The organism is Pseudobutyrivibrio sp. C4 (genome assembly GCF_900111635.1).
GTDB classification, from domain to species: Bacteria; Bacillota; Clostridia; order Lachnospirales; family Lachnospiraceae; genus Pseudobutyrivibrio; species Pseudobutyrivibrio ruminis.
Genome location: NZ_FOHF01000002.1, coordinates 425,785 through 451,416 on the forward strand (window position 1 = coordinate 425,785; position 25,632 = coordinate 451,416).

At 39.4% G+C, this 25,632-nt stretch carries 26 protein-coding genes; 19 read left to right on the top strand and 7 right to left on the bottom strand.

Going from position 1 to position 25,632, the window contains the following annotated elements; translation table 11 throughout:
• Positions 1-26: 26 nt before the first annotated feature.
• The 4 genes from BMY66_RS05875 to BMY66_RS05890 all read right to left on the bottom strand — a co-directional run bounded on the left by BMY66_RS05875 (position 27) and on the right by BMY66_RS05890 (position 4,144).
• The gene (locus BMY66_RS05875) at positions 27-659 is read right to left on the bottom strand and encodes a hypothetical protein (protein WP_143064510.1); all 633 of its coding nucleotides are present in this window, start codon (positions 657-659) and stop codon (positions 27-29) included.
• A 23-nt stretch (positions 660-682) separates the two neighbouring features.
• Entirely contained in the window at positions 683-2,182 is a 1,500-nt protein-coding gene (locus BMY66_RS05880; protein ID WP_090394499.1) for a TrkH family potassium uptake protein, read from the bottom strand.
• A 6-nt stretch (positions 2,183-2,188) separates the two neighbouring features.
• On the bottom strand, positions 2,189-3,577 hold the full coding sequence (gene trkA / locus BMY66_RS05885; RefSeq protein WP_044937399.1) for a Trk system potassium transporter TrkA: 1,389 nt from the start codon (positions 3,575-3,577) through the stop codon (positions 2,189-2,191).
• Positions 3,578-3,643: 66 nt separating this feature from the next.
• Positions 3,644-4,144, bottom strand: coding sequence for a hypothetical protein (locus tag BMY66_RS05890; RefSeq protein WP_090394500.1), 501 nt, complete (start codon positions 4,142-4,144; stop codon positions 3,644-3,646).
• Positions 4,145-4,271: 127 nt separating this feature from the next.
• On the opposite strand from BMY66_RS05890, the gene guaA reads away from it, so the two are divergent.
• The 12 genes from guaA to BMY66_RS05950 all read left to right on the top strand — a co-directional run bounded on the left by guaA (position 4,272) and on the right by BMY66_RS05950 (position 16,500).
• Positions 4,272-5,819, top strand: a complete 1,548-nt coding sequence (gene guaA / locus BMY66_RS05895) for a glutamine-hydrolyzing GMP synthase (protein ID WP_074788767.1) — start codon at positions 4,272-4,274, stop codon at positions 5,817-5,819.
• Positions 5,820-6,443: 624 nt separating this feature from the next.
• On the top strand, positions 6,444-7,241 hold the full coding sequence (locus BMY66_RS05900; protein WP_090394501.1) for a hypothetical protein: 798 nt from the start codon (positions 6,444-6,446) through the stop codon (positions 7,239-7,241).
• A gap of 70 nt (positions 7,242-7,311) precedes the next feature.
• Entirely contained in the window at positions 7,312-7,824 is a 513-nt protein-coding gene (locus tag BMY66_RS05905) for a DJ-1/PfpI family protein (RefSeq protein ID WP_090394502.1), read from the top strand.
• Between the two features lie 33 nt (positions 7,825-7,857).
• Positions 7,858-8,736: an SPL family radical SAM protein gene (locus BMY66_RS05910; protein WP_090394503.1), complete on the top strand. Its 879-nt coding sequence runs from the start codon at positions 7,858-7,860 to the stop codon at positions 8,734-8,736.
• A 53-nt stretch (positions 8,737-8,789) separates the two neighbouring features.
• Complete coding sequence (locus BMY66_RS05915; RefSeq protein ID WP_090394504.1) at positions 8,790-9,632, top strand: damage-control phosphatase ARMT1 family protein; 843 nt, start codon at positions 8,790-8,792, stop codon at positions 9,630-9,632.
• 37 nt (positions 9,633-9,669) lie between these two features.
• The gene (locus BMY66_RS05920) at positions 9,670-10,497 is read left to right on the top strand and encodes a deoxyribonuclease IV (RefSeq protein ID WP_090394505.1); all 828 of its coding nucleotides are present in this window, start codon (positions 9,670-9,672) and stop codon (positions 10,495-10,497) included.
• Positions 10,498-10,520: 23 nt separating this feature from the next.
• Complete coding sequence (locus BMY66_RS05925; protein ID WP_090394506.1) at positions 10,521-11,192, top strand: methyltransferase family protein; 672 nt, start codon at positions 10,521-10,523, stop codon at positions 11,190-11,192.
• A gap of 13 nt (positions 11,193-11,205) precedes the next feature.
• The gene (locus BMY66_RS05930) at positions 11,206-11,841 is read left to right on the top strand and encodes a methylated-DNA--[protein]-cysteine S-methyltransferase (RefSeq protein ID WP_044937414.1); all 636 of its coding nucleotides are present in this window, start codon (positions 11,206-11,208) and stop codon (positions 11,839-11,841) included.
• 21 nt (positions 11,842-11,862) lie between these two features.
• Positions 11,863-12,216 carry an arsenate reductase family protein gene (locus BMY66_RS05935; protein ID WP_044937417.1) on the top strand — a complete coding sequence of 118 codons (354 nt, stop codon included), beginning with the start codon at positions 11,863-11,865 and terminating at the stop codon, positions 12,214-12,216.
• 28 nt (positions 12,217-12,244) lie between these two features.
• Positions 12,245-12,547, top strand: coding sequence for a Dabb family protein (locus BMY66_RS05940; RefSeq protein ID WP_044937419.1), 303 nt, complete (start codon positions 12,245-12,247; stop codon positions 12,545-12,547).
• Between the two features lie 106 nt (positions 12,548-12,653).
• On the top strand, positions 12,654-15,158 hold the full coding sequence (locus BMY66_RS05945) for a response regulator (protein ID WP_090394507.1): 2,505 nt from the start codon (positions 12,654-12,656) through the stop codon (positions 15,156-15,158).
• Entirely contained in the window at positions 15,151-16,500 is a 1,350-nt protein-coding gene (locus BMY66_RS05950) for an ABC transporter substrate-binding protein (protein ID WP_177175593.1), read from the top strand. Before BMY66_RS05945 ends, BMY66_RS05950 begins: the two co-directional genes overlap by 8 nt.
• Positions 16,501-16,502: 2 nt before the next feature.
• Here the strand turns inward: BMY66_RS05950 and BMY66_RS05955 are convergent, their stop codons facing one another.
• Positions 16,503-17,084 carry an Hpt domain-containing protein gene (locus BMY66_RS05955; RefSeq protein ID WP_090394508.1) on the bottom strand — a complete coding sequence of 194 codons (582 nt, stop codon included), beginning with the start codon at positions 17,082-17,084 and terminating at the stop codon, positions 16,503-16,505.
• A gap of 84 nt (positions 17,085-17,168) precedes the next feature.
• On the opposite strand from BMY66_RS05955, the gene BMY66_RS05960 reads away from it, so the two are divergent.
• The 6 genes from BMY66_RS05960 to BMY66_RS05985 all read left to right on the top strand — a co-directional run bounded on the left by BMY66_RS05960 (position 17,169) and on the right by BMY66_RS05985 (position 21,879).
• Positions 17,169-18,170, top strand: a complete 1,002-nt coding sequence (locus BMY66_RS05960) for an HD domain-containing phosphohydrolase (RefSeq protein WP_090394509.1) — start codon at positions 17,169-17,171, stop codon at positions 18,168-18,170.
• Positions 18,171-18,609: 439 nt separating this feature from the next.
• A complete protein-coding gene (locus tag BMY66_RS05965) occupies positions 18,610-19,410 on the top strand; it encodes a hypothetical protein (protein ID WP_090394510.1) in 801 nt (266 codons plus the stop codon).
• A gap of 79 nt (positions 19,411-19,489) precedes the next feature.
• Positions 19,490-19,906: a 2-thiouracil desulfurase family protein gene (locus BMY66_RS05970; RefSeq protein ID WP_090394511.1), complete on the top strand. Its 417-nt coding sequence runs from the start codon at positions 19,490-19,492 to the stop codon at positions 19,904-19,906.
• 14 nt (positions 19,907-19,920) lie between these two features.
• A complete protein-coding gene (locus BMY66_RS05975; protein WP_090394512.1) occupies positions 19,921-20,475 on the top strand; it encodes a cysteine hydrolase family protein in 555 nt (184 codons plus the stop codon).
• Between the two features lie 27 nt (positions 20,476-20,502).
• Positions 20,503-20,985, top strand: coding sequence for a GNAT family N-acetyltransferase (locus BMY66_RS05980; RefSeq protein WP_090394513.1), 483 nt, complete (start codon positions 20,503-20,505; stop codon positions 20,983-20,985).
• 18 nt (positions 20,986-21,003) lie between these two features.
• The gene (locus BMY66_RS05985; RefSeq protein WP_242942682.1) at positions 21,004-21,879 is read left to right on the top strand and encodes an aldose 1-epimerase family protein; all 876 of its coding nucleotides are present in this window, start codon (positions 21,004-21,006) and stop codon (positions 21,877-21,879) included.
• Here the strand turns inward: BMY66_RS05985 and BMY66_RS05990 are convergent.
• Entirely contained in the window at positions 21,876-23,237 is a 1,362-nt protein-coding gene (locus BMY66_RS05990; protein ID WP_090394515.1) for an MATE family efflux transporter, read from the bottom strand. The two genes, BMY66_RS05985 and BMY66_RS05990, sit on opposite strands and share 4 nt — an antisense overlap.
• Before the next feature lie 211 nt (positions 23,238-23,448).
• On the opposite strand from BMY66_RS05990, the gene BMY66_RS05995 reads away from it, so the two are divergent.
• On the top strand, positions 23,449-24,951 hold the full coding sequence (locus BMY66_RS05995; protein ID WP_330387072.1) for an alanine/glycine:cation symporter family protein: 1,503 nt from the start codon (positions 23,449-23,451) through the stop codon (positions 24,949-24,951).
• Between the two features lie 20 nt (positions 24,952-24,971).
• Here BMY66_RS05995 and BMY66_RS06000 read toward each other — a convergent pair whose 3' ends face one another.
• Entirely contained in the window at positions 24,972-25,616 is a 645-nt protein-coding gene (locus BMY66_RS06000; protein ID WP_090394517.1) for a DUF4867 family protein, read from the bottom strand.
• Positions 25,617-25,632 lie beyond the last annotated feature (16 nt).

The following is a 25,632-nucleotide window of genomic DNA, read 5'->3' on the forward strand; positions in this document are numbered from 1 at the left end:
GATTTGATACTTTTCTTACTTCTATTTTATTTTTTTTGTGACAAAAAGTCAAAAAGAGTTGTATTTGTCTGATTATTGATTGAAGCCCCATTTTCTGCCATTTCTCCGGAATCTCCACAGATATCTACACCATATATTTCATGTGTGGAAAAAATCTTTTCCAGAATATCTGTCATTTCAGGCAATGTCATTGTTCCCTGGTCCCAATCTGTGATGGCATAATCGGTGGATAGTACATCCTTGTCGATAGAAATGTACAGTGGCAAATCAGCGGGAATATCAGAAATATCAGGTATATCACCAACACCAAAGGTGTAAACGTTCTTTAGGTGAGGCAATGTCTCCTTTGCCTCCAACACCCAGCCGCCGCAAGAGGTTATCATTCCAAAACTTGGTGGCTGATCATCGGGGTGATGATCGAATAAAACCAGATTGAAATCTACGTCTATTTTGCTCAACCAAAGAAGGGTGAGATAGTGGTAGTTGCCGGAATCGATAAAGTGAATACCATCGGCGGGTTCGCTGCTTATTCGTTTTATAAGCTCTGCCTTGGCCGCATCGTCAAGATAGCATCTGGTGCCTTCAATATCTCGACAGTCTATAATATTAAGTTTTTCGTTAGATTGATAAAATGACTGATGCAAATAGGCATCAGTCATTTCTAAAATAGTTGTATTTAATTTCATTTTTTAAGTACTTTTCCTGCGTGTTTCAATTCTTTACAGCGACGTTTCTTAAATAAATCAGTCCATATATTAGGATGGAAGAGCATGAGAATTGGGAACAATTCAAGTCGACCGGCAAGCATATCAAAGATAAGGATGATCTTTGAAAAATCGCTAAAGAATGCGAAGTTTGCTGCAGGACCAACCATGCTAAGTCCAGGTCCAATATTACTCATTGTAGCGATAACAGCTGTAAATATAGTTGAAAAATCTAAATCTTCGAATGAAAGTGCAAATACACTTACAAAGAAGATGAGCATGAATGTTCCAAAAAATACGTTGTTGGAACGGATTGTATCGTGGTTAACCGGCTTGCCATCCATGCGAGTTTTTCTGACGCTTCTAGGATGGATGTAACTGATTAACTCTTTGTGGACAGCCTTTCCCATAAGTACGAATCGGGATACCTTGATACCACCACCAGTTGAACCGGCGCAGGCACCAATAAACATCAGAAGTACAAGTACACATCGGCTAGTCTGTGGCCACTGGGCAAAATCCGCAGTAGAGAAACCAGTAGATGACTGAATTGATGTTACCTGGAATGCTGCCTTGGTTACAGCGTCAAAAAGGTTTGCACTGCTGTTTAAAATGTTTATAGTGATGATTCCGATGGAACCAACTGTAAGTGCGGTGTACATTTTAACTTCTTCCATTCTGAAAGCATCTCTTGCGTGATGGAAGAGTAGGTAGTAGTAAAAGTTGAAGTTTACACCAAATATAAACATGAATATTGCAACAATCCACTGACATGCAACGTTGAAACCAGCAATACTATTGGCATAGATACCAAATCCACCAGTACCAGCTGTGGCGATAGAGGTGTTGATTGCTTCAAATGGTGTCATGCCTGCAATAAGTAGTAGTATGAACTCTAAAAGTGTAAGTCCAATGTAGATAAGATAAAGCATCTGGGCAGTGTTTTTCAGCTTAGGAACAAGCTTTCCAACAGAAGGTCCAGGGGATTCTGCTTTCATCAGATTGAACTGAGAGCCCTCACCACCGGCAAGTGGAATGACTGTAAGCAAGAATACTAAAACTCCCATACCACCAACAAAGTGAGTGAAACTTCGCCAAAATAGTGAGGCGTGAGTAAGCAACTCTACGTTATCAAGAATGGATGCACCAGTGGTGGTGAATCCGGAAACTGCCTCAAATAAAGCATCTACATAATGTGGAATCTCTCCGCTAAGGCGAAGTGGAAGGGCACCGATTACAGAAAGGGCAACCCAAGATGCGCCTGTGCAGAAGAATCCTTCTTTTAAATAGAAAACAAATTTCTTTGGACGGAAATAGCTGTTTAGGATTCCAATGATTAGGCAAGGGAACGCAACAACTGCGTAGTAAATCCATACATCCTCGTGATATATGAGAGCTACCATGATAGGAAGCATAAGGAACAAGCCTAAGAATCCAACAACATATCCTAAAATAAAACGAATAACGGAAGTATTCATATCCGATTACCTCAATGTATCAAGTATAGAGCCGAAGCCAGTATGGGTTGTGACAACCATTACAGTATCACCAACTTCAATAGTGTCAGAACCGCTAGGGATGATGATTGTACCGTTGCGGTTGATAAAGGCGATAAGCACATTGTCCTTAAACTGGAGAACAGAGAATGGAACGCCAGTTGCCTTTGACTGCTCACTAATATTGAACTCAATGGCCTCTACCTTTTGATCGAACAGGTGGTAGAGTGTAAGAATATCATCACCATCGCCAGATGCACTCTTTGCACGTACATAAGCGATAATTGATTCGGCTGTGATATGTCGTGGATAAACCACTGAACCTAAATTGAGCTGAGACAGTACGTTATCAAAACTGATTCTATTAACCTTTGTAACAACCTTTGCATTGCTAACCTGATTAGCATAAAGAGTTAAAAGGATGTTTTCTTCATCAATTCCAGTGAGAGGAACGAAGCTTTCTACGTATTCAATGCCTTCTTCTCTAAGTAGGGCTTCATCACCACCATCTCCATTAATGATAGTAGCTTTTGGAAGCATAACAGAAAGCTCCTCGCAGCGCTCCTTATCACGCTCAATGATTCGTACATTGATTCTGGCCTGGAGCAATAGTTTTGCCAGGTAGAAAGAAGATTTTCCACCGCCAACAATTAAGCAATCACGAACCTGGCGTGTTTTGAATCCGATTTCATTAAGGAAGGTACGTGCAAATCGTCTAGCACCTACGGCACAAACAATATCACCAGCCTTGAGAGTGTAATCACCGGATGGGATTACAACATCACTGCCGCGTTTTACAGCAGTAATCAGAACCTTGCTGGAAATATTTGAGCTCAAATCTTTGATAGTGAGACCATCCAAAACATTTCCCTCTTCAATGGCAAACTCAACAAGCTCAGCCTGGCCGTGAGCAAATGAAGATACTTCAAGAGTAGATGGCAATGAGAGGATAGATGAAATCTCTCTAGCAGCTTCAAACTCTGGGTTGATAATCATAACGAGACCCAGCTTCTCCTGAAGATATGAAATTTCCTTTGAATAGTCTGGATTTCTAACTCTGGCGATAGAAGCGCAGTCACCTACCTGCTTTGCAATTGTACAGCATAGTAGATTCAGCTCATCAGAGTTTGTAACGGCAATAATGAGGTCTGCATCTTTAATGCCAGCCTCAACCTGAATGCTGTAGCTGGCACCATTTCCTTGAATTCCCATTATGTCGTATAGATTTGTAAGATTATCGATTCGATCCTGTTTTTGATCGATTACAACAATATCGTGACCTTCTTTAGAAAGTCTATCAACAAGGGTACGGCCAACTTTACCGCATCCTACGATGATTATTTTAAGTCCTCGTTTTGAGGATTTGCCAAAAGCCATTTTATTGCCTCCGAATAAACAAAATATTACATATTAAATGTAGTCGAATAGAGGCAAAAATTCAAGTTAAATTCGCACATCGACTCTTCTAGTAATACGCTTTGCAGCGTTATATAAATCAGACAAGTATTGGGAGTCTTTATCAAAGAAGTCTGAGAACTTGCTGACAGAGTAGTTTTTTGAAGCATTTTCATATAGTGACATACTGCCATCTTTATTTACAGTAATACCAATTTTGGCCAAATCAGAAGCATATTGAGTATTAAGGTTTTTAATAGTAGATGCTGCATTTTTTACAGAAGTGCTTCCCTTACCATATTTAACTGCAGATTCAAGGGTATTGTTCATGGTGTCAGTGAAGGCTTTTAGCTTCTCCTGAATCTGGTCTTTGGTCACATCTTCGAATTTATAATCCTGGAGATTTCTTATGGCATTGCGCAGAGCAGTAGCGTCAGCAAAAGAAAGGGTACCAGTGGAAGAATTCTTTCTTGTAGAGCCACTTGCTACCGAAGAATAGTGATTGTAGAACAATCTTATGCTTAATGAATTGGTTACGCTTACACTCATAGAAACTCCTTTTTCTTCATATCTAAATATTGTATCGAATGAAATCCTGTTAATATTAAGTTTTTTTGTTGAAGATTTTGAAAATTTAATCTATACTTTAGAAAAATTTATCTAGTAAGGAGCTGCTATGAATCAAGAAAAAGTCATTGTTATTGATTTCGGCGGACAATACAATCAGCTTGTGGCACGTCGTGTCAGAGAATGTAATGTCTATTGTGAGATTTATTCTTATCGTACCCCTATCGACCAAATTAAAGAGATGAATCCTAAAGGAATTATCCTGACAGGAGGTCCTAATTCATGTTATGAGGAAGGGGCACCTACCTATACTAAGGAACTTTTTGAACTTGGTATACCAGTACTTGGTCTTTGCTATGGTGCACAGCTTATGATGCATGTCCTTGGCGGTAAGGTTGAGAAAGCGCCAGTTCGTGAATATGGCAAAACTGAGACATTTATTGACGGATCAAAGGATACTCTTTTTGCAGGTGTTGAGGACTCAACAGTTGTTTGGATGAGCCACTTTGACTATATTTCTTCAGTGGCACCTGGGTTTGATATCATTGCGCATACAAATGATTGCCCAGTTGCAGCAGCAGCTTGTGAAGATAAAAAGCTTTATGCTATCCAGTTCCATCCAGAGGTACTCCACACTGTTCGTGGAAAGGAAATCCTTCATAACTTTGTAAGAAACATCTGTCAGACAGCTGGCACATGGCGTATGGATTCCTTTGTTGAGCAGACAATCGGAGAAATTAGAGAGCGCGTAGGTTCAGGAAAAGTGCTTCTTGCTCTTTCTGGTGGTGTTGATTCATCTGTTCTAGCAGCGCTTCTTGCAAAGGCAATTGGAAAGCAGCTTACATGTGTTTTCGTTGATCATGGCCTTCTTCGTAAAAATGAGGGTGATGAGGTAGAATCAGTATTTGGTCCAGAAGGCTCATTTGATATTAATTTTGTTCGTGTCAACGCAGCAGAGCGTTATTACGCAAAGCTTGCTGGTGTTGAAGAGCCAGAACGCAAGCGTAAAATCATTGGCGAGGAATTTATTCGAGTATTCGAGGAAGAAGCTAAGAAAATTGGCACTGTTGATTTCCTTGCACAGGGAACTATCTATCCAGACGTTGTTGAATCAGGACTTGGCGGTGAGTCAGTAGTTATCAAGTCTCACCACAATGTAGGTGGACTTCCTGACTATGTTGATTTCAAAGAAATCATCGAGCCACTTCGCAATCTTTTCAAGGACGAAGTACGTAAGGTCGGTTTAGAGCTTGGCTTGCCAGAATACCTTGTATTCCGTCAGCCATTCCCAGGCCCAGGCCTTGGTATTCGTATCATCGGAGAGGTTACAGCAGAAAAGGTTCGCATCGTTCAGGATGCTGATTATATTTATCGTACAGAGCTTGCAGAGGCAGGCCTTGCAAAGCTCCCAGATCAGTACTTCGCAGCACTTTCAAACATGCGCTCAGTAGGCGTTATGGGCGACGAGCGTACATACGACTACGCAGTAGTACTTCGCGCCGTTGAAACAGTAGACTTCATGACAGCAGAAGCTTCTGAGATTCCATTCGAAGTTCTTCAGCGTGTCATGAGCCGCATCATCAACGAGGTTAAGGGCGTCAACCGCGTAATGTACGATCTTACTTCTAAACCACCAGGAACTGTGGAACTTGAGTAGAGTTTATTGCTCTGAGAACATTGAGAATTCAATGTCCTCAGAGCTTTTTTATTGTCTCGTGACAATAAAATGACAATATCTGGTATTTGATTTGTAGATAGATTGGTTTATCATTCAGATTTTCAGGATTGGGTATTGACAAAGTTGCTTTTGGACGTTATATTATCGTTCGAGTTATGAAAAGTGTTCTATTTTTATCACTTATTTGGCAATTCGCCACAGTTTTCACGGTTGGAAAGAGAATGAAATAGCAGAAGTACAGTGATTATACGGTTTTTTTATGAAAATAACTGTACGCTAATAAAAGCGAAAAGAGCTTAGATTATGATGATACAGTTTTTTTGATGCTGTCATCTAAAAACACTGTCATGGTTTATTTATATCGACAGTGATTTTTATACTATAGCCAGAAAACACTGTTTAAGTTTAAAATGAGCGGTTTGTTGTACAGTTATTTATCACAAGAGATAAAAAATAACTGTACATTTATGTAAACAGAAAATTTCTATACAGTTTTTTTGGAGGGGATTTCTAAAAAAACTGTATAGGGCAACAACTTATTTGAAATGAGGAGCTTTAGAATAGGCAAGGATGTATTAACAAAATAATTGACGTGGAGGAGTAATGGAAAATCATAAAAAGAAGTTAGAAGAACAGATACAAGAGCTAAATATTCTTATAAAGCGCTCTAACAGAAATGTATCTAAGTACAAGGATTTAGGCAATGGGCAGATTCATGTATCTCGATGCCGTGGAAATTTTCAATATTATTATGTTGATAAGATGAATGGCATAAGAAAGTATATGGGGGCTGAGGATGAGAAAGCTATTAGAAAATATATTCAAAAAGATTATGAACTTGCATTAAATGAGAAATTAAAGATATTGCATAAACGTATAGACAAGTTTATCAGTCTATATGATATAAAAGAATTAACGGATGTATATGACAATTTGAATGAAGGACGGAAAAGATATGTAACCCCACTAATAGAGCCTGATGATATATATATTCAAAACTGGTTAGAAAAACATCCGGGGCAGCAGAATCCATTCCCAGAAGAAGGTCTATTTCAGACAAATCGAGGAGAGATGGTACGATCAAAGTCGGAAAAGATTATTGCTGATGCTTTGGATAAGTATAATATTCCTTATCAATATGAGTCGATGTTAGAACTGGGCTATAGTACGGTATATCCTGACTTTGTCGCATTGAATACAATTACAAGAAAGACTATTTATTGGGAACATCTAGGGATTCTTTCGGATATGGATTATGCTACAAAGAATTTTAAGAAGATACATAGTTATGAGAAAAATGGTTACCTTCAAGGGAGGGATTTGATTACAACTATGGAGTCATCAGATGCACCAATTGATGTTAGGCTTGTAGAAGAGAAAATACGGGAGTTTTTGTTGTAGATATGGACGGCAATACACAATATTGTTATAATGCGGATTAATAACAAGATAGGAAGGAAGAATTATATTTATGAAAACAGTTGTATTATTATATGAGACTTGTTGCATTTATGAAATCGTAATTACGAATTATTTTCTTCAGTGCACTGGACATGAAATAGTATTTGCTACAGTAGATGGAAAGCCAGTTACGGCACAGGAAAAGTTTTCTTTGAATGCAACTTGTGCATTAAACGATATTAATCCAAAAGATGTTGAACTCCTTTTGGTACCAGGTGGTGACATTTCGACTATTGATAATGAAGAAGTATATTCTTTTATTCGTTCAGTTGTGGACAATAGGGGGATTGTTGCAGGAATATGCAACGGTGTAGATGAATTAGACAAGGCAGGAGTATTAAAAGAAATAGAATCAACGCATTCAGTTAAGGATGATTTGGTTGTTGGCGAGAATGTTATTACTGCAAGAGCAAATATGTATGTTGATATGGCCATAGCTATAGGAAAAAAGATGAACCTTTTTGTAGATGAGGCAGATTTACAGGAGACTATTGATTTTTGGAAATTGCATAAGAGTTTTTAACACGAGAGCCGTAAAGGTGGCAGGAGGTAACAAATGCATTTCGTAAATGCGAAGGGGATATTAACTGCAAATAATGGCCGATGCGGTATGAACATATATCGTGGTTGCACTCACGGCTGTGTTTATTGCGATAGCAGAAGCAAATGCTATCAGTTTACCCATGCCTTTGAGGATATTGAGGTGAAGCAGAATGCCCCAGAGCTTTTAGAGGCTGCGCTTAAATCAAAAAGAAAAAAATGTATGATTGGCACAGGTTCTATGTCAGATCCATATATGCACTGCGAAGAGCAGTTAAAGCTCACAAGACAATGCCTAGAAATCATTTCTAAATATGAATTTGGCATAGCGATTCAGACAAAGTCAGACAGGATTCTTAGGGATATTGATCTTTTGGATGAAATTAATCAGAAGGCAAAGGCTGTTGTGCAGATGACACTGACCACTTACGACGATGACCTGTGTTCTGTCATAGAACCAAACGTATGTAACACAAAGCGAAGGATACAAGTGTTAGAGGAGATGCAAAAGCGTGGCATTCCAACAGTGGTTTGGCTCACGCCAATACTGCCTTTTATAAACGATACAGAAGAAAATGTAAATGCGATAATAGAAGAATGTATTCGCGTAGGTGTGAAGGGCATTATTTGCTTTGATATGGGCGTGACCTTGAGGGAAGGTGACAGGGAATATTTTTATGAGGCATTGGATAAAAATTTTCCAGGATTGAAAGAAAAATACATTAAAACTTATGGCAATTCATATAATGTACCAAGCCCTAACGACAAAAAACTAATGCAACTATTTGAGGATACTTGTAAAGCGCATAACATCCTTTATAAACCTGATGATTGCTTTAGCTACTTGAATGATTTACCCGAGAGATATGAACAGCTGACGCTAGATTTGATATAATCAATTGCAAGGCAGGCTCAAGAGTTTGCATATGGAAGAGGAGATTATACTGAATGAAACTGACACCAAGTTGTGCAAAATGCATGTATGATAGACAGCAGCTAAAGACTGATGACAATGAATATTTGAAAGAGGTTAAAAATATACTTGATAATCGTGATGAAAATGCATGTAGTGCAGAGATGAATTTTGCATTTAATGAGGCATATGAAAAATACATTGGACCAATGCCTAGTTTTAGAGACATCAATAAAAAATATAATGATTTGGTACTTTCCATGGAACGGGGCTTAGAAGAGAAAATAGAAGCAAGCGATAATCCGCTTGCTACTGCTCTTGTGATGGCTCGAATTGGAAACTACATCGATTTTGGTGTGATGCAGGATGTAGATGAAAATACATTTTTTGAGCTATTCAAAGACACTGACATGAGAGCTGATGAGCAGGCGACATTTGAATCTTTTTGCAAGCAGTGCAGCAGTGCGAAAACATTTTTACTTCTCACAGATAATTGTGGAGAGATTGTGCTGGATAAACTTTTCCTTCGCCAGCTTAAAAAGCAGTTCCCAAATCTTGAAATAACTGTAATGGTTCGTGGCGGTGAAGCATATAATGATGCTACTATAGAAGATGCAAAATATGTTGGTTTGACAGACGAGTTTACCGTAATTACGAATGGAGAAAAAATCGCAGGTACAGTTTATAGAAGATTGCAGGGTTTAGCTAAAGATGCAGTTGATAATGCTGATGTTATTCTATCTAAAGGGCAGGCCAATTATGAATCCTTCGCAGGTGATGGGCACCATGCTTTTTTCACTTTTTTATGCAAATGCGATTTGTTTGTAAGCCGATTTAATGTACCAAGACTTACCGGAATGTTTGTTGAGGAAGCATAAGCACGTCGGAAAAATATGACTAGTAAGGAGATTTTTAATGATATACATAGGCTGTCATTTATCAGTGACAAACGGATATGAAGCAATGGGACGTCAGATGGTGGATTTTGGAGGAAACACATTTGCATGGTTTACAAGAAATCCACGTGGTGGAAAAGCAAAGGATATAGAGCCAGAAGATGTTGAAAAGCTTCAGCAAATATTGCAGGAGAAGAAATTTGGTACACTTGTAGCTCATGCCAGCTACACTATGAATCTTTGCTCTGCTAAGCCAGAGACCAGAGCGAATGCTCTCGATATGCTTAAGCAGGATTTGCAAAGGATGGAGCAGGTTCCAAATCAGTACTACAATTTCCATCCAGGTTCTCATACGGGCCAAGGCCCAGAAACCGGAATTCAGCAGATTGCTGAAGGACTTAATGAGGCATTATTTGAAGATATGCATACTACAGTACTTCTTGAAACAATGGCTGGCAAAGGCTCAGAGGTGGGCAAAACTTTTGAGGAATTAAGAGAAATTATTGACCGCACTACGCTTAGTGACAAACTGGGAGTTTGTCTTGATACATGCCATGTTTGGGATGGTGGCTATGATGTCGTAAATGACCTTGATGGTGTGCTTACACAGTTTGATAAAATCATTGGTTTGGATAGGCTAAAAGCGATACATTTTAATGATAGTAAAAATGAATGCGGAGCAGCAAAGGACCGCCATGAGAAGTTAGGACAGGGCTGCATTGGAATGGAAGCCATGAAACGAATTGCAACACATCCTACTCTCCAAAATCTTCCATTTATTTTGGAAACACCAAATGATGATGCAGGATATATCGAGGAAATAGCAATTGTAAACGGCTGGATGTAAGCTGATTATTGGGGGAGCAAGCTATGACAAATAAATTACTGATTTCTGCACTAATTAAATTTTTTGCTGGAGTAATATTAGTGGGATTGCTGCTATTTCCAGCGGCAGGAAGCTTTGCCTTTTGGCAGGCCTGGTTGCTTATGGGAGTGCTTTTTATTCCTATGTTTGTAGCGGGATTGATTCTGATGAAGAAAAATCCAGAGCTTTTGCGGAAGCGATTAAATGCAAAGGAAGAACAGATGGAGCAAAAGGAAGTGGTCTTGTTCAGCGGACTAATGTTTTTGTCATCCTTCATAATTGCTGGTTTGAATTTCAGATTTTCATGGCTAGTGCTACCAGCGTGGGTGACGATTGCAGGCACAGTACTTTTTCTGTTAGCCTATGCGCTGTATGCCGAAGTGCTTAGGGAAAATGAATATCTTTCAAGAACCATAGAAGTGCAGGAAGGCCAGAAGGTGGTTGATACAGGCCTATATGGAATCGTCCGCCATCCAATGTATATGGCAACAGTTCTGCTATTTTTAGCTATGCCAATTATCCTAGGCTCTATTTTTTCATTTGTAATAATGCTTGTATATCTTCCAATCATTGCAAAGCGTATTAGAAATGAGGAGAAGGTTCTAGAAGAAGGGCTTGCTGGATACAAGCAGTACAAAGAACGGGTAAAATATAGGATTATTCCATTTGTTTGGTAAAAGGGGGAATATAATGAAAACCAGAGAGGAAGCATTAAGCTACGGGCTTACATTTCCTTATACATATCAGGAGGCGCCATTTCACGATCCTAACTGGCAACTCATTAGGGTGAAGCAAAGTAAAAAGGCGTTCCTTTGGTCCTATGAAAAAGACGGGCAGATTTGTTTGAATTTGAAATGTGACCCTGAATGGAGAGATTTCTGGAGGCGCACCTATGATGCGGTAATACCGGGGTATCATCAGAATAAGGAGCATTGGAATACTGTAATTCTAGATGGAAGCATTCCAGATGATGATGTTAAGAGAATGATTGCAGAAAGCTATGATCTTGTGACTGATTCTCCTACAAAACGTATATACGAAGCTGTGAAACGTATCCCACAGGGCAAGGTTGCTACATACGGCCAGGTGGCTGCTATGGCAGGCAATCCTAAAATGAGCAGAGCAGTGGGGAATGCCTTACACAAAAATCCAGATTTTGAAAACATTCCTTGCTATCGAGTAGTAAACTCCAAAGGTGAGCTGGCGGATGAGTACGTATTTGGAGGGGCTGGCGTTCAGCAGAATCTTTTAGAGGCTGATGGAATCGTCGTCCAAAACGGAAAGGTAGATCTTGGTAAATTCGGAATGGATATTAATAATATTTAAAATACGAGGAGGACTAGGATTATGATTAAAGTGTATTGTTATGAAAGATGTACTACTTGTAAAAAGGCTTTGAAGTGGCTTGATGATAACAAAATCAAGTACGATTTAATTGATATCAAAGGCAACAATCCAGACAAAGCTACTCTCAAAGCTGCATATGAAAAAAGTAATCAGCCTCTTAAGAAATTCTTCAACACAAGCGGCCAGCTTTACAGAGGGATGGAGCTTTCCAAGAAGCTTCCAGATATGAGTGAGGAAGAACAGCTTAATCTTTTGGCAACAGATGGAATGCTTGTAAAACGCCCGCTTGTTATTACTGATGATACAGTTCTTCTGGGCTTCAAAGAGGCCGAGTGGACACAGGCGCTTAAGTAACGAAACAACTAATAAAAGGAGAATAGACATGGTAAAACACATTATTTTATGGACACTTAAGGATGAGCTTTCAGCTGAGGAAAAGGAGCAAGTAAAGCTTGGTATTAAAGAAGGTTTAGAAGGTTTGGCCGGAAAAATCCCAGGAATGATTGATATCAAAGTGAATATCAATGGCCTTGCAAGCTCAAATGCAGATTTAATGCTTGATTCTACATTTGAAAGTGAGGAGGCTCTTAAAGGCTATGCAGTACATCCAGAGCATGTTGCTGTGGCAGATGGAAAGGTGAGACCTTACACTAAAATCAGAAGCTGTCTGGACTTTGAAATTTAGAAATTTGTATTAATTAAAGATTTGTTAACAAATTCCCTGCATGTTAAATGTTATAATTAACCTGTACATTATAAGTTACTTGTGAACTAAGTACAGGGGACGCGAGTTGAAGAAAAGATATATTGTTATCATTAATATTTTGATAGTAGGTTTGATTCTTTTCATTATCGTGAAGTATGCTAACGATAGAGCGGTAGAATCAAATCAGTCTTCGATTGCGTCTTTTGAGAAAATGACAACCACAACAGAGCAGATTGTCGCCAATTATTTGGAGGATGAGCAGCATCTGTGTGATATTTGGGCTAATTACATCAACGGGTCTGCGGAGGCAGGGACTCCTATGACAGTTGATGAGGCCATTTCTTATATTCGAAAAGCAAAAATTTCTCCTGAGATTTCAGGACATCTTATCTATATAGACGATGGCTCTATGGCGGGCATTTCCACTAACGCCAGGTCTACAGATCCATCGGATTACTCAGTAAATTATTCCCATATTAATATTTTTGAAAACTTGGAAATCAGTAATGTGGATGGTGCAGTCAATTTGACTAGGGCGTACACCAATCCGCTGAATGGTGTCCAGTCTATCGCCTTTTTAAACAACATTAAGGTCTTGGATGGTGAGACAGAAGAGATGCGAGACGCCCTTATAATTCGAGTGGTTCCTGTAAGCCGTCTGGAGCAGAAGTTGGTATTTTTGAAGGGTGAGTATGAAAATGTGGAGATATCCCTAATAGATTGGGATGGGGACTACATGATTCATGGAAAGTCCCTGAAAAATAGCAATTTCTTTGAGTATTTCAAGTCCTATAATCCGATGTCGGCTCAGGAATATAACCAGGTGGTAGAGACGATTCGCACTGACATTGGTTCCATGCATATCCACAATTCTAAGGACGAGGATTGCGTGATAGCGTATACTCCTTTAAGCGGTCTGGATTCATGGTTTTTGGTTGCTTACATTCCAGCTTACGAGCTAACCCTTAACAGGTCCATTGACTGGCTAATCCTGGGAATCGTTGTTGCAGGACTTTTGATTCTTCTTCACTTTAACCTGATGATACTTCTTAATTTCAACCGCAAGCTAACGGTGGCGGCTGAGGCTGCAAACCAGGCAAATGAAGCAAAATCCTATTTCCTGTCTACCATGTCACATGATATTAGGACTCCAATGAATGCCATAATCGGCATGAATGAAATGATTTTAAGAGACAGCCACGATGACGAAATCCTAATGTATTCAGAAAATATCAGGGCCGCAGGAAATACGCTTCTTGGAATTATCAATGATATCCTCGATTTCTCAAAGATTGAAGCAGGAAAAATGGAAATCATTAATGTGGATTATAATTGCGCATCACTTTTGAATGATGTTGTAAATATGGTTCAGAGGAAGGCTGATGAAAAGAATCTTATTTTCAAGCTAGATGTGGACCCAAATATTCCAAGATGTTTGCACGGTGATGAAATAAGGATTAAGCAGGTAATTACCAATATTCTTTCAAACGCTGTGAAATATACAAAGGAGGGTGGCGTAACCTTTTCAATCAACAGCACTAAATGTGAAGACAATCCTGATTATGTAATGCTTCACGTGAGTGTGGAGGATACAGGAATTGGCATTAGAAAGGAGGATTTGGACAAATTATTTGCAGCCTTTGAGCGAATTGATGAAAAGAAGAATCGCAACATAGAAGGAACTGGCCTGGGAATGGCCATTGCCCAAAGCTTCTTGGATATGATGGGAAGCTCAATCCAGGTAGAAAGTGAGTATGGTCGGGGTTCCGTTTTTTCCTTTGATTTAAAACAAAGGGTTGTGAAATGGGAGCCGCTAGGGGAATTTGACTCGGCTTACAAGAGTTTTCTTAAAGAAAGAGAGCAGTACAAAGTACGTTTTGTGGCGCCAGATGCGAGAATCCTTGTAGTTGACGATAATGAAATCAACCTTAAGGTTTTTGGAAATCTACTTAGGGAAACTAAGATACAGATAGATACGGCGGAAAGCGGAGATGCATGCCTGACTTTATTTAAACGAAATTTCTATGATGTGATTTTCCTGGATCATATGATGCCTGATAAGGATGGTATTGAAACTATAAGGGAAATGAAGGAGTGCACTGACACGCCGAACGCTAAAACACCTGTCATTTGCCTTACCGCAAATGCGGTATCTGGAATGAGAGAAATGTATATAAATGCAGGCTTTGATGATTACCTCACTAAGCCTATTGATACAAGCCGGCTTGAGAATATGCTTTGCACATACATATCTTCGGATTTGATAAAGCAGGTGGATAGAGAGCTTGAGCAGAAGCATAAAATCCTGTTAGTGGACGAAGATATCCAATTATTACGCAGGCTCATGGAATTGCTATCGAATAAATACGAGGTGGCAGTGTCAAAATCTACGGCCCAGGCTACAGACTATTTAAAGTCTCATGAGGCGGACCTGATTATCATGGACGACAAGCTTGATAATTTGGCTGAAGGGGAACCGGACAGGATTATTCGAGATAGTTTTAAGGAGAAGAGTGAAACTGAAATCACGTCTTTAATAGATGATTTCTTTGCAAAGATTGCTGATAAAGAAAGGAGAGAACATGAATAAACAGATTAAAACAATATTAGCTATGACTTTCATATCAATGCTGGCGATTACATCGGCAGGCTGTGGACAGACTCAAAATCAGAGTTTGGAACAAAGTGAGACTCAGGTTGATCAGCAAGAAAATTCAACGAACCAGTTCTCTCCAAAATATGAAGCAGACACTGAGTATAAGCTGTCTGTGGTGGGAACCTATTCAAACTTTGAATCTCTGGAGAGCACCATCGACAGATTTTACGAGCTCTATCCAAATGGTGAGATTGAGTACACATATCTGGATGATTACAGAAATACAATCGGTCCTGCACTTGCTGGGCAGGAGCCACCAGATGTCTACGTCGTGCAGCCATGGATGTACGGGGATGAGCAATTTGCACCACTGTTTGATGGGGCAGAGATTTTGTCTGACCCTGAGCTTGAAATCAATTTAGATTGTATTCGTCCTAGCGTTAAATGGGAGATGGATGATGGAGAAATCCGCGCATTGCCTGTATTTGCCACATCCTATGGAATGCTTGTAAATATGGACATTTTTGAAAAGGAAGGCCTTGAGGTTCCTACCACATTTGAGGAATTGAAGGATGTATGCCAACAGCTCAAAGAAGCTGGCTATGAATCACCTCTTATGGGAGCAAACACAACAACTACGCCAGGTATCGGCTATGCATTTAGCTATCCTATGTTTGCAAAGACTGTAAAGGATGATAGAAGTATCGAGGAGGGCCTTAATAATTTGGAACCATCAGCAGGTGAGGCAATGAGGCCATCTTTAGAGCGACTACAAGAGCTTGTAGACTCAGGATGTATAGATGTTGCTAAATGTTCAGCGGAAATCGAAGATGACTACAATTCAGTAATCTTGAGATTTTTCGAAGGAGATGTTCCTATGATGCTTTGCTCAGGCGATGTTGTTTCTGGAACAAAAAAGAGAGAAGGACAGTCCGAAGCTTTTTCGGCTAACCCTTTCAACTATGATTTTTACGTAGCACCTTCTGGAGATGAAGGTGGATATTATATGGATTCAGTTTCCATATTATTCTGCGTTAATAAAAATAGTGCAAACCTGGACATGACAAATGAGTTTATCAGATTCCTTACAAGCGAAAAAGAACTTGGACTCATGGCAGCAGAGAAAAGACTTATTACACCTACCACAGATTATTCCCTTGATGAAGTGTACGCTTCCCTGGCAGACTTTCCAGAGGATAGAACTGTAAACTTCAGGGATACAGAGCTGCTCGATACAGCTGTAAAGCAATATAGAGCAGCAGCCTACGCAATTGTAAATGGAGAAATGACAGTGGATGAAGCCGTTGCAAACTATGGTTCAATACCGACGGAGTAGGTCTATAAGCTACTAAGGATTTGCAGTGCAAGCTCTTTTGCTTCATCGAAATCCAGATTAGAAACGAGCTTATCCAAGTCTTTGATTTGGGTTGAAAGAGCTTCATCACATTTATAGGAAAGAAGCTGTTTTGCAGCATCTTCTGCACTTCCTAAATCAAAGTCGTTCACAGCATTGATGAGCATATTTAGATTATTTGACAGGGCCTCTTTATCAAAGCTTTTTTGAGGCCCAAGGCTATTTAAAGCAAATGGCTCAAGATAAGGCTTTAGACCTTTAAATGTATCTAAAACACCTGGTGTAAGCATCTTGATTTGCTCCACGTCATTGTCCTTGCCGAGTTTTTCTAGAGTAAAGAAATCCTCGCCAAGCTCCATGGCTCCAATCATGCGGCAGGTGGTTTTTAGTGAATGTACTTCGACGGTATAGTTGGATATATTCCCAGATGCAAGATTGGATTCTACTGAAGCGACCTTGTCATCCATTAATTTGTATACATCACCTAGGAGCTCTAAAAAGAGTTCCTCTGAACCAGCGTTTTTGATAGCTTTTTCTACATCAATACCAGGTATATTAATATTCATAAATCGTACTCCTCCATAAGTTGAGTATACCACTATTAAAATCCGGTATAAACTAGCAGGAGGAATGCATTGGGGAGGCAAAAAATGATTCCACAGATTGTAGTTGTAGACGATGATCCTATTATTTTAAAAAAGGCTTGGAATACTCTTACAAGCTCTGGGCTCAAAGCAGTAGTTTTGAAATCCGGAAAGGCACTTTTGGAGTACACCAGGGAAAATCCTGCATCAGACCTTATTCTTATGGATATAAGTATGCCCGAAATGGATGGATTTGAAGTAGTTAAAGAGCTTAAAAAGTGTGAGGCCGGCTGGCGGGATACACCTGTGATTTTCCTGACAGGCAACGAAGATGAGGATACAGAGACAAAGGGGCTTTCACTTGGTGCAATGGACTTTATTAGAAAGCCTTTTGTGGCAAGTGTGCTGGTGCTTAGAGTGAAGCATGCTGTGGAACTTATCAGGCTCCAGAGAAATCTTGAAGGCATGGTGGAGGAGAAAACAAGGGAGAACGAGAACCTTTTTTTGCACGTAGTTGAAAGCCTTGCAGATGCCATCGATGCCAAAGACAACTACACAAAGGGCCATTCAGGACGAGTAGCGATTTATTCAAAAGAGATAGCAAAGAGATATGGCTATGATGAGAAGCACCAGGAGCAGATTTTCATGATGGGGCTTTTGCATGATGTTGGAAAAATAGGAGTTCCTGATGAAGTTATTAACAAGCCAGGAAGACTTACAGACGAAGAGTTTGCCAAGATTAAGAAGCATCCGGGCATTGGTGGCAAGATTCTAGGCAATATAAAGGAAATGCCTTCCCTTGCAGCAGGCGCTAAATGGCATCATGAAAGATACGATGGAAAAGGCTATCCAGAGGGCCTTGCTGGCGACGACATTCCTGAGGAAGCCAGAATCATCGCTGTGGCAGATGCCTATGACGCTATGACCAGCAACCGTAGCTATAGGGGAGCTCTGCCTGTTGAAGTGGTCCGCGGAGAGATAGAAAAGGGCAAAGGCTCCCAGTTTGACCCTAAGTTTGCGGATATCATGATAGAAATGATTGATGAAGGGGCGTTCCCAGATGTATAAGCGAATTAGGCTTGTATAGGGTAGTTGATACGGGAATATAGGAGCTAGTTGTTGACAAATCCGAATTCTGACGTTATATTATATGAAAATCTTTTTCATTAACTTATATTTATAACATTTTAAAAAGTCTTATTTTATTTTCAGAGAAATAATCCCAATCATACGAAAATATTACGGTTCAAATTAGTATTTCATTTTTTCGACCGTAGTAATCAAGAGCAGCAGTAGCGATTATAAGTTTTACCTACGGCTATTATTGCGTTTATGTGATTACAACCGTAGTGTCAGTTGGTGACCTACGGGTAAGATTTGCGAGTTCAAAGAATAGCCGTAGGTATTTTGATGATTTGAAGAAATCGCTACGGTTGAGATTACAAAAAACTAATCTCAACCGTAGGAAATCAAAAAAATCCAATATTTTTCATAGAAAAAAGAGGTTTTGAAAGATTACAAGGAATTATTAATAGAAAAACAGACGGCAATAAATGAGTTATTACAGAAATCTCAGAAGAATCTTGCCAAGTATAGGGGGCTGCCTAATAAGAGAATTAGGTCATCCACAAGCAATAACTGCGTTCAGTATTATTTTGTAGATCCTGAAACAGGTGAAAGCAAATATGCGAAGAACGATGAATATACACTTGTAAAGAAAATAATACAGCGTGACTACGAGGTGGCAGTAAATAGTAAGCTTAAGAAAATGGAAAAGGAAATCGAAAAGACTATTAAAAGGTGTGACTTTGAGGATATTCATTCTATTTATAATAAGCTTCCCTTAAGTAAGCGAAATATAGTTGTGCCAATTATAGAAACAGATGAAATGTATATAGAGCGCTGGAAGCAGGAACATGCTGGAAATCAAAACACATTTTTTGAGGATGGTAAAATCCAAACAAATAATGGGGAAAGAGTTAGATCAAAGTCAGAAAAGATAATAGCTGATTTGTTTGAAAAATATAACGTGCCTTACATATATGAACCGTATTTAGAACTTTCTATCGGACATATTGTATACCCGGATTTTGCAGTTCTTAATGTAAGAGAAAGAAAGACTATTTACTGGGAACATCTAGGGTTAATTGACAACGAAGATTATGCCAAAAAGAACATGCTAAAAATCTATGATTACAGCAGAAGTGGATATCATTTGGGGGATAATTTGATTTTGTCTATGGAAACATTTGATACTCCGCTTAATAGTAAGGATGTTATACGAGAAATAATGAAATATTGCATATGATAATTGTTGATTTATAGAACGACAAATGACATAATGTGTGCAATAAAAGCTTGGAATGGGAATAGTGGAGAATACTAATATGGTCATAGGCGTTAGTGCATGTTTACTAGGCGAGAATTGCAAATATAACGGGGGCAATAACTATAGTGAAAAGACACTTGAATATGTAAAGGGACATGAGGTTGTACCTGTTTGTCCTGAAGTTTTAGGAGGGCTTCCTACACCAAGGGAATCAGCAGAAATAGTTGATGGTGTTGTAAAGCACAAGGATGGATATTCTGTGGATGCTGAATTTAGAGATGGTGCAAAGAAAGCGTTGCAAATTCTTCTAAATAAGAAAACAGAGCTTGTGATACTACAATCAAGAAGTCCATCCTGTGGCGTTAATTCTATTTATGATGGGACTTTTTCAGGAAATCTAATACCTGGAAATGGCGTGTTTGTTGAGCTTCTCAAGCAAAATGGAATAAAAGTAGTTGATGTGGCTGACTTATAGAAATGGGGGCAATAATGGTTTTACTTGTTATCGATATACAAAAAGGAATTACAGACGAGAGATTATACAATTATCAGGAGTTTATAGATAACACAGCAAGGCTGATACAGACAGCGCGAGAGAATGATGTGGAGGTCATTTATGTACAGCATGATGACGGCCCAGGTTCAGGATTTTCTGTAGGAGATAAGGATTATGAAATTGCAGATCAGGTTGCGCCAATAGGAAAAGAGCGTATTTTTACCAAGACAGTGAATAGCTGCTTTGGTAATCCAGACTTTGTATCTTATTTACAGCAGACTGGCACAAGGGAACTCATGATAGTGGGTCTCCAGACAAACTTCTGCATAGATGCCACAGTAAAGTCTGCTTTTGATAGAGGCTATAAGGTTATTGTCCCAGCTGGATGCAATTCTACATTTGATAATAACTACATGAATGCTGAGACTACCTATAGATATTATAACGAGATGATGTGGCCTGAGAGGTTTGCGAAATGTGTATCTACTGAGGAAGCAGAGCGACTGTTGAAGACTATTTCTTGCTTGAACAGACACAAAATGCCATAATGTGTCTAGCAAGAAAGGGAGGACAACATGCGAGTAATAGAAAAAGCTACAGCAAAAGATAAAGACGAAATTTTAAAACTCTATAAGGCACAGCTTGGTAGGGAATATTGCCCTTGGAATGAATACTATCCTACAATGGAAGAGATAGATTTTGATTTATCCAGGGATGCTTTGCTTGTAATGAGAGAAGAGGGCAAGATAATTGCGGCTATTTCAATAGATGACGATGATTCTGTTAACAATTTAGAATGTTGGACAGCTGAATTGCAGCCAGGCGGTGAGCTTTCAAGGCTTGCGGTTAGCCCAGATTGCCAGGGCAAAGGCTTAGCTAAAGAGATGATTGAAAAAGGCCTGGAAGAGCTAAAAAATAGAAGCTATAAGAGCCTTCATTTCCTAGTAAATAGGCATAATCTAAAAGCGCTTAAATGCTATTCAGCATTCCAATTTAACAAGGTTGGGGAATGTGAGTTGTATGAGCAGCCAATGCTTTGCTATGAAATGGAACTATAATCGGAAGGACGCGTTATTATGAACTACACATTAGAAAATGACAAAATAAAGCTTACAGTTGCTGAACATGGAGCTGAGATTAAATCACTTATTAGAAAAGCTGATGGGAAGGAGATTATGTGGCAGGCAGATGCTGCATACTGGGGACGTACAGCGCCAGTGCTTTTCCCACTTGTAGGAAACTACTATCAGAAAAAGTCAGTATACAAGGGCCAGACATATGAAATGGGGCAGCATGGGTTTGCCAGAGATATGGATTTTATGCTTGGCAGACAGACTGAAAATGAGCTTGTTTTTTTACTTAAAGATAACGAAGAATCAAGAAAGAAATATCCATTTTCATTCCTCCTTGTAATCACTTACAGATTGGTAAATGATACTGTAAATGTTGAATGGAAGGTTGAAAATCCAAACGAAGAAACTATGTACTTCTCGATTGGCGGACATCCAGCATTCAATTGCGATTTAGACACTTATACACTCCGATTCGAAAAAGACAATCAGCCTAATTCAAAGATTACCGCAAATATCATTGCAGATGATGGCAGCGGTTGCTTAGGAGATGAGCAGAAGCAGTTTGAGCTTGAAAATGGAGTACTTGCAATGTCAGATGAGCTTTTCAGCCGTGATGCTCTTATCATTGAGGACAGACAGTCAGACAAAGTGACACTTATTGATGACAAAGGTCAGGATGTAATAGCAGTTAAGTTTGATGCACCACTTTTTGGTGTATGGTCTCCAGTAGGAAAGCACGCACCATTTGTATGTATCGAGCCATGGTATGGACGATGCGATAGAGTTGGCTTCAATCAAAAATTAGAGGAACGTGAATACGGAAATACGTTAAGTATCACAGACATATTCCAGGTAAGCTTTGATATTCAGGTATTTTAAATAGATGAACCTGTCTCAATGGAAATCTTACTTCTAAAGTAGGTAAGATATCTAATCCATGCAGTCACACCACTAATAAGCCATACGACACCAGATGAAATCCAAATTCCGGTTTCACCAAAGCCTAGGTAGCTACAGAATAATGCTGGAATGGTAAAACGGCAGATAATTTCGACAATTCCATTGAACAATGAAAAGAAGGCATCGCCGATTCCGGTTAGGACACCACGAATGACGTAAATCATTCCAAGTGCAAGGTAGAATAGGCTAGTGATTCGAAGGCCCATGGCGCCAAGAGAGATGATGGCTTCATCCTCTACAAAAAGCCCGGTGATGGCCCGGCCAAAGAACTGCATAATAAAAACTAAAAATATAGTCAGTATAATCATGATGCGTATTCCCGAATAGTATCCTGATAGTACACGATCATTTTTCTTGGCACCGAAATTCTGCCCGCTAAAGGTAGAAATTGAGGTGCCAAGTGTTGTATATGGCTGATGTATTAATTGTTCAATTCTGTTTGTAGCAGTGAAAGCGGCAACCACGATAGTGCCGTAGGAGTTTACAATTCGCTGAACAGCCATTGATGATATAGCAATCAATCCAAACTGAATAGACATTGGTACACCAAGGCGAATAACCTTATAACACATCTGACGAGAAAGCTGAATATCATTACATGTAAAACGGAAATACGGATTAGTTCTATATGCATGAAGGCTGCAAAGAATAACTGATGTTAACTGGGAAAGGATAGTAGCAAGTGCTGCACCCTGAATTCCTTTATGAAGAACACACACCATAATGATATCCAGTGTGATATTCAAAACGATTGAGAAAATCAAGAAGTATAAAGGTGTTTTTGAATCCCCCAAAGCTCTAAGCATAGAGGATAGAAAATTGTATAAAGAAACAAAAAGCAAACCTACGCACATATATCGAGTGTAGGAAATGGCATCAAAAAGAATATTTTCAGGTGTGCTTAGAATTCGTAAAAATTGAGGAACAAAAATAAAGCCCAAAGTACCTATTACAAGTGGCACGATAAGCATAATCAATGCAGTATTAACAATACATTTTTTTACATTGGCATCTTCGTGTGCACCGTAAAATTGGGAAACAACAATTCCGCCGCCTCCGCCTATTCCGTTGCACAAGGCAAAAAATAGAAATGTGATAGAACTGGTGGCACCGATAGCAGCGAAAGCGTTTGCACCTACAAATCGGCCAACGATGATAGAATCTGCAAGGTTGTATATTTGCTGAAAGATATTGCCAATAAGGGTTGGAAGGGCGAATAACAGAAGATGTTTAGTTGGGTTTCCTTGAGTCATATCTGTAATATTCTTGCTTGTCATATGTCGTTCTCCTTATGGCACTTTTCCCACATTATATCTGCATTTTTAGGGTATGTCTTAGCAATAATTGCTAACAAAATAATAAGAATAAAAAAATACTTTACTTTAGCTTGGTGAAGCGTTAGAATATATCTAAAATTGTCTTGCGTGGAAGGACAAATGTCCGCGCAAGACGCAACTAGCCAAATAAGATGTAAAGGGAGATATGCCTGTGGAAAGAGTTTTATCAATCGTAGAAAAGGTTAATAGTGCAGTAAATGGATTCGTATGGGGCTTGCCAATGCTCATTCTTTTAGTGGGTACTGGTATTCTGATGACTTGCCTGACCAAGTTTTTCCAGATTACTCACATCAAGCATTGGATAAAGAATACTATCGGTGGTATTTTCAAGGACTCACATGTCACAGCACACACAGATAAAGAGGATACTCAGATTTCTCAGTTCCAAAGTCTTTGTACAGCACTTGCGGCTACAATTGGAACAGGTAATATTGCCGGTGTTGCAGCGGCTATCGCATCTGGTGGTCCTGGTGCAATCTTCTGGATGTGGATTGTTGCATTCTTTGGAATGATGACAAACTTCTCAGAAAATGTGTTGGGTATTTATTATCGAAGAAGAAATGAGAGAAATGAGTGGTGCGGTGGCGCCATGTATTATCTGAGAGATGGTCTTGGTTCTAAGAAGGGAATGAGACATGTAGGTTCTGGGCTTGCAGTATTGTTTAGTGTTTTCTGCATCGGCGCATCATTTGGTATTGGAAACATGGGCCAGGTAAATTCAATTGCAGTAAACATCAAATCAGCCTTTGGAATCCCAGCTATTGCAACTGGTATCTTCCTTATGATTCTTGGCGGTCTTGTTATTGTTGGCGGTCTTAAGAGAATCGCATCAGTTACAGAAAAACTAGTGCCTTTCATGGCAGTTATATATTTGATTTGTGCGTTAATCGTTTGTATTGTCCATATTGATCAGGCAGGAGCAGTTTTCACTTCTATTATAAAGGGAGCCTTTGGTATGCGAGCTGTTGGCGGCGGTATTGTAGGTAGTGGCGTTGCCATGGCTGTTCAGTGGGGTATGAAGAGAGGTGTATTCTCAAACGAAGCAGGTCTTGGTTCATCTGTAATGGTTCATTCAAGCTCAAATGTTAGAGAGCCTGTAGTTCAGGGTATGTGGGGAATCTTCGAAGTATTTGCAGATACAATTATCGTATGTACGATTACCGCATTTACGGTTCTTTCAAGTGGACTTGTAGATTTGGAAACAGGAGCAGTTATTTCAGAACAGGTATCCACAGCCCTTGTTGCAGAGGCGTTCTCTACTGTATTTGGTAAGTTTGGATACGGCTTTATCGCAATTGCGATTTTGCTTTTTGCTTTCTCAACAACACTTGGCTGGAGCCAGTATGGTAGCAAGGGATTTGAATACCTATTTGGTAGAAAAAATGTAAAGATTTATCAGGTGATTTTCGTAGCTTTTATCGTAGTAGGAGCTACTATGGATTTGAGCCTTGCCTGGGATATTTCAGATACTCTCAATGGTATGATGGCTATTCCAAACCTTATCGGTGTGCTTGCACTTAGTGGAACAGTTATGAAGATTACTCAAAACTATGTTCAAAGAAAGATTCTTCATAAGGATGTAAAGCCTATGCTTTCTGCATTGGATCATATTCAGACAGTCCATGAAGAAGAGATAAAAAAAATGGCGGTTTAAACCGCCATTTTTTTGTTTCATTATTTAATATCATTCACAATGTCGATGTTTTCGCCTGTAATTCCTACCCATGCGCCATCCTTTGCTTCAGAGCTTTCAGCGTGAGCAAGAAGCCATTTGTTTGTAGCTGTCAAAAGAGTATCTTCCTTATTGTCAGCAGTAAACTCTGGCTTGCCAACATTTGTGCCCTTTGGAAGGCAAACTAAAACCTGGAAACCAGAATCCTTGTGAGCCTGGCATGGAGCGTAGTGAAGAGCAGTAGCATAAACTTCAATCATTACTCCCTTTGGACATAAGAAAGCCTTTACCTTGCTAGAATCAAGCTTGTAATCTACGATTTCTTCTCTCTTTGCAAGAAGAAGGATGAAATCTGTAGCCCCCATATTGATTTCGCTTGAGCGGTGATACTCGAGGCAGTTGAGCTTTGTGTTGTGACCATTGCACCAACCAAACTGCATTGGAGAGCCACCAAAGAGTGAGTTAGAAATCTTGTCTGCAGCAGCTAAGCTCTGGAGAGCTGGTTCCTCGGCAACATACTCTGTGCCCTCTGGAATAGGAGTGTTGTCTCTTAAAGCCTCCATGATGGCTTTCTTTTCTGCGTCATATCCTTCGATGATTCGACCATAATTGGTAAACTCTGGATCTGTTACTTTTAAAATTTCCATAATTATCCTCCTAGTA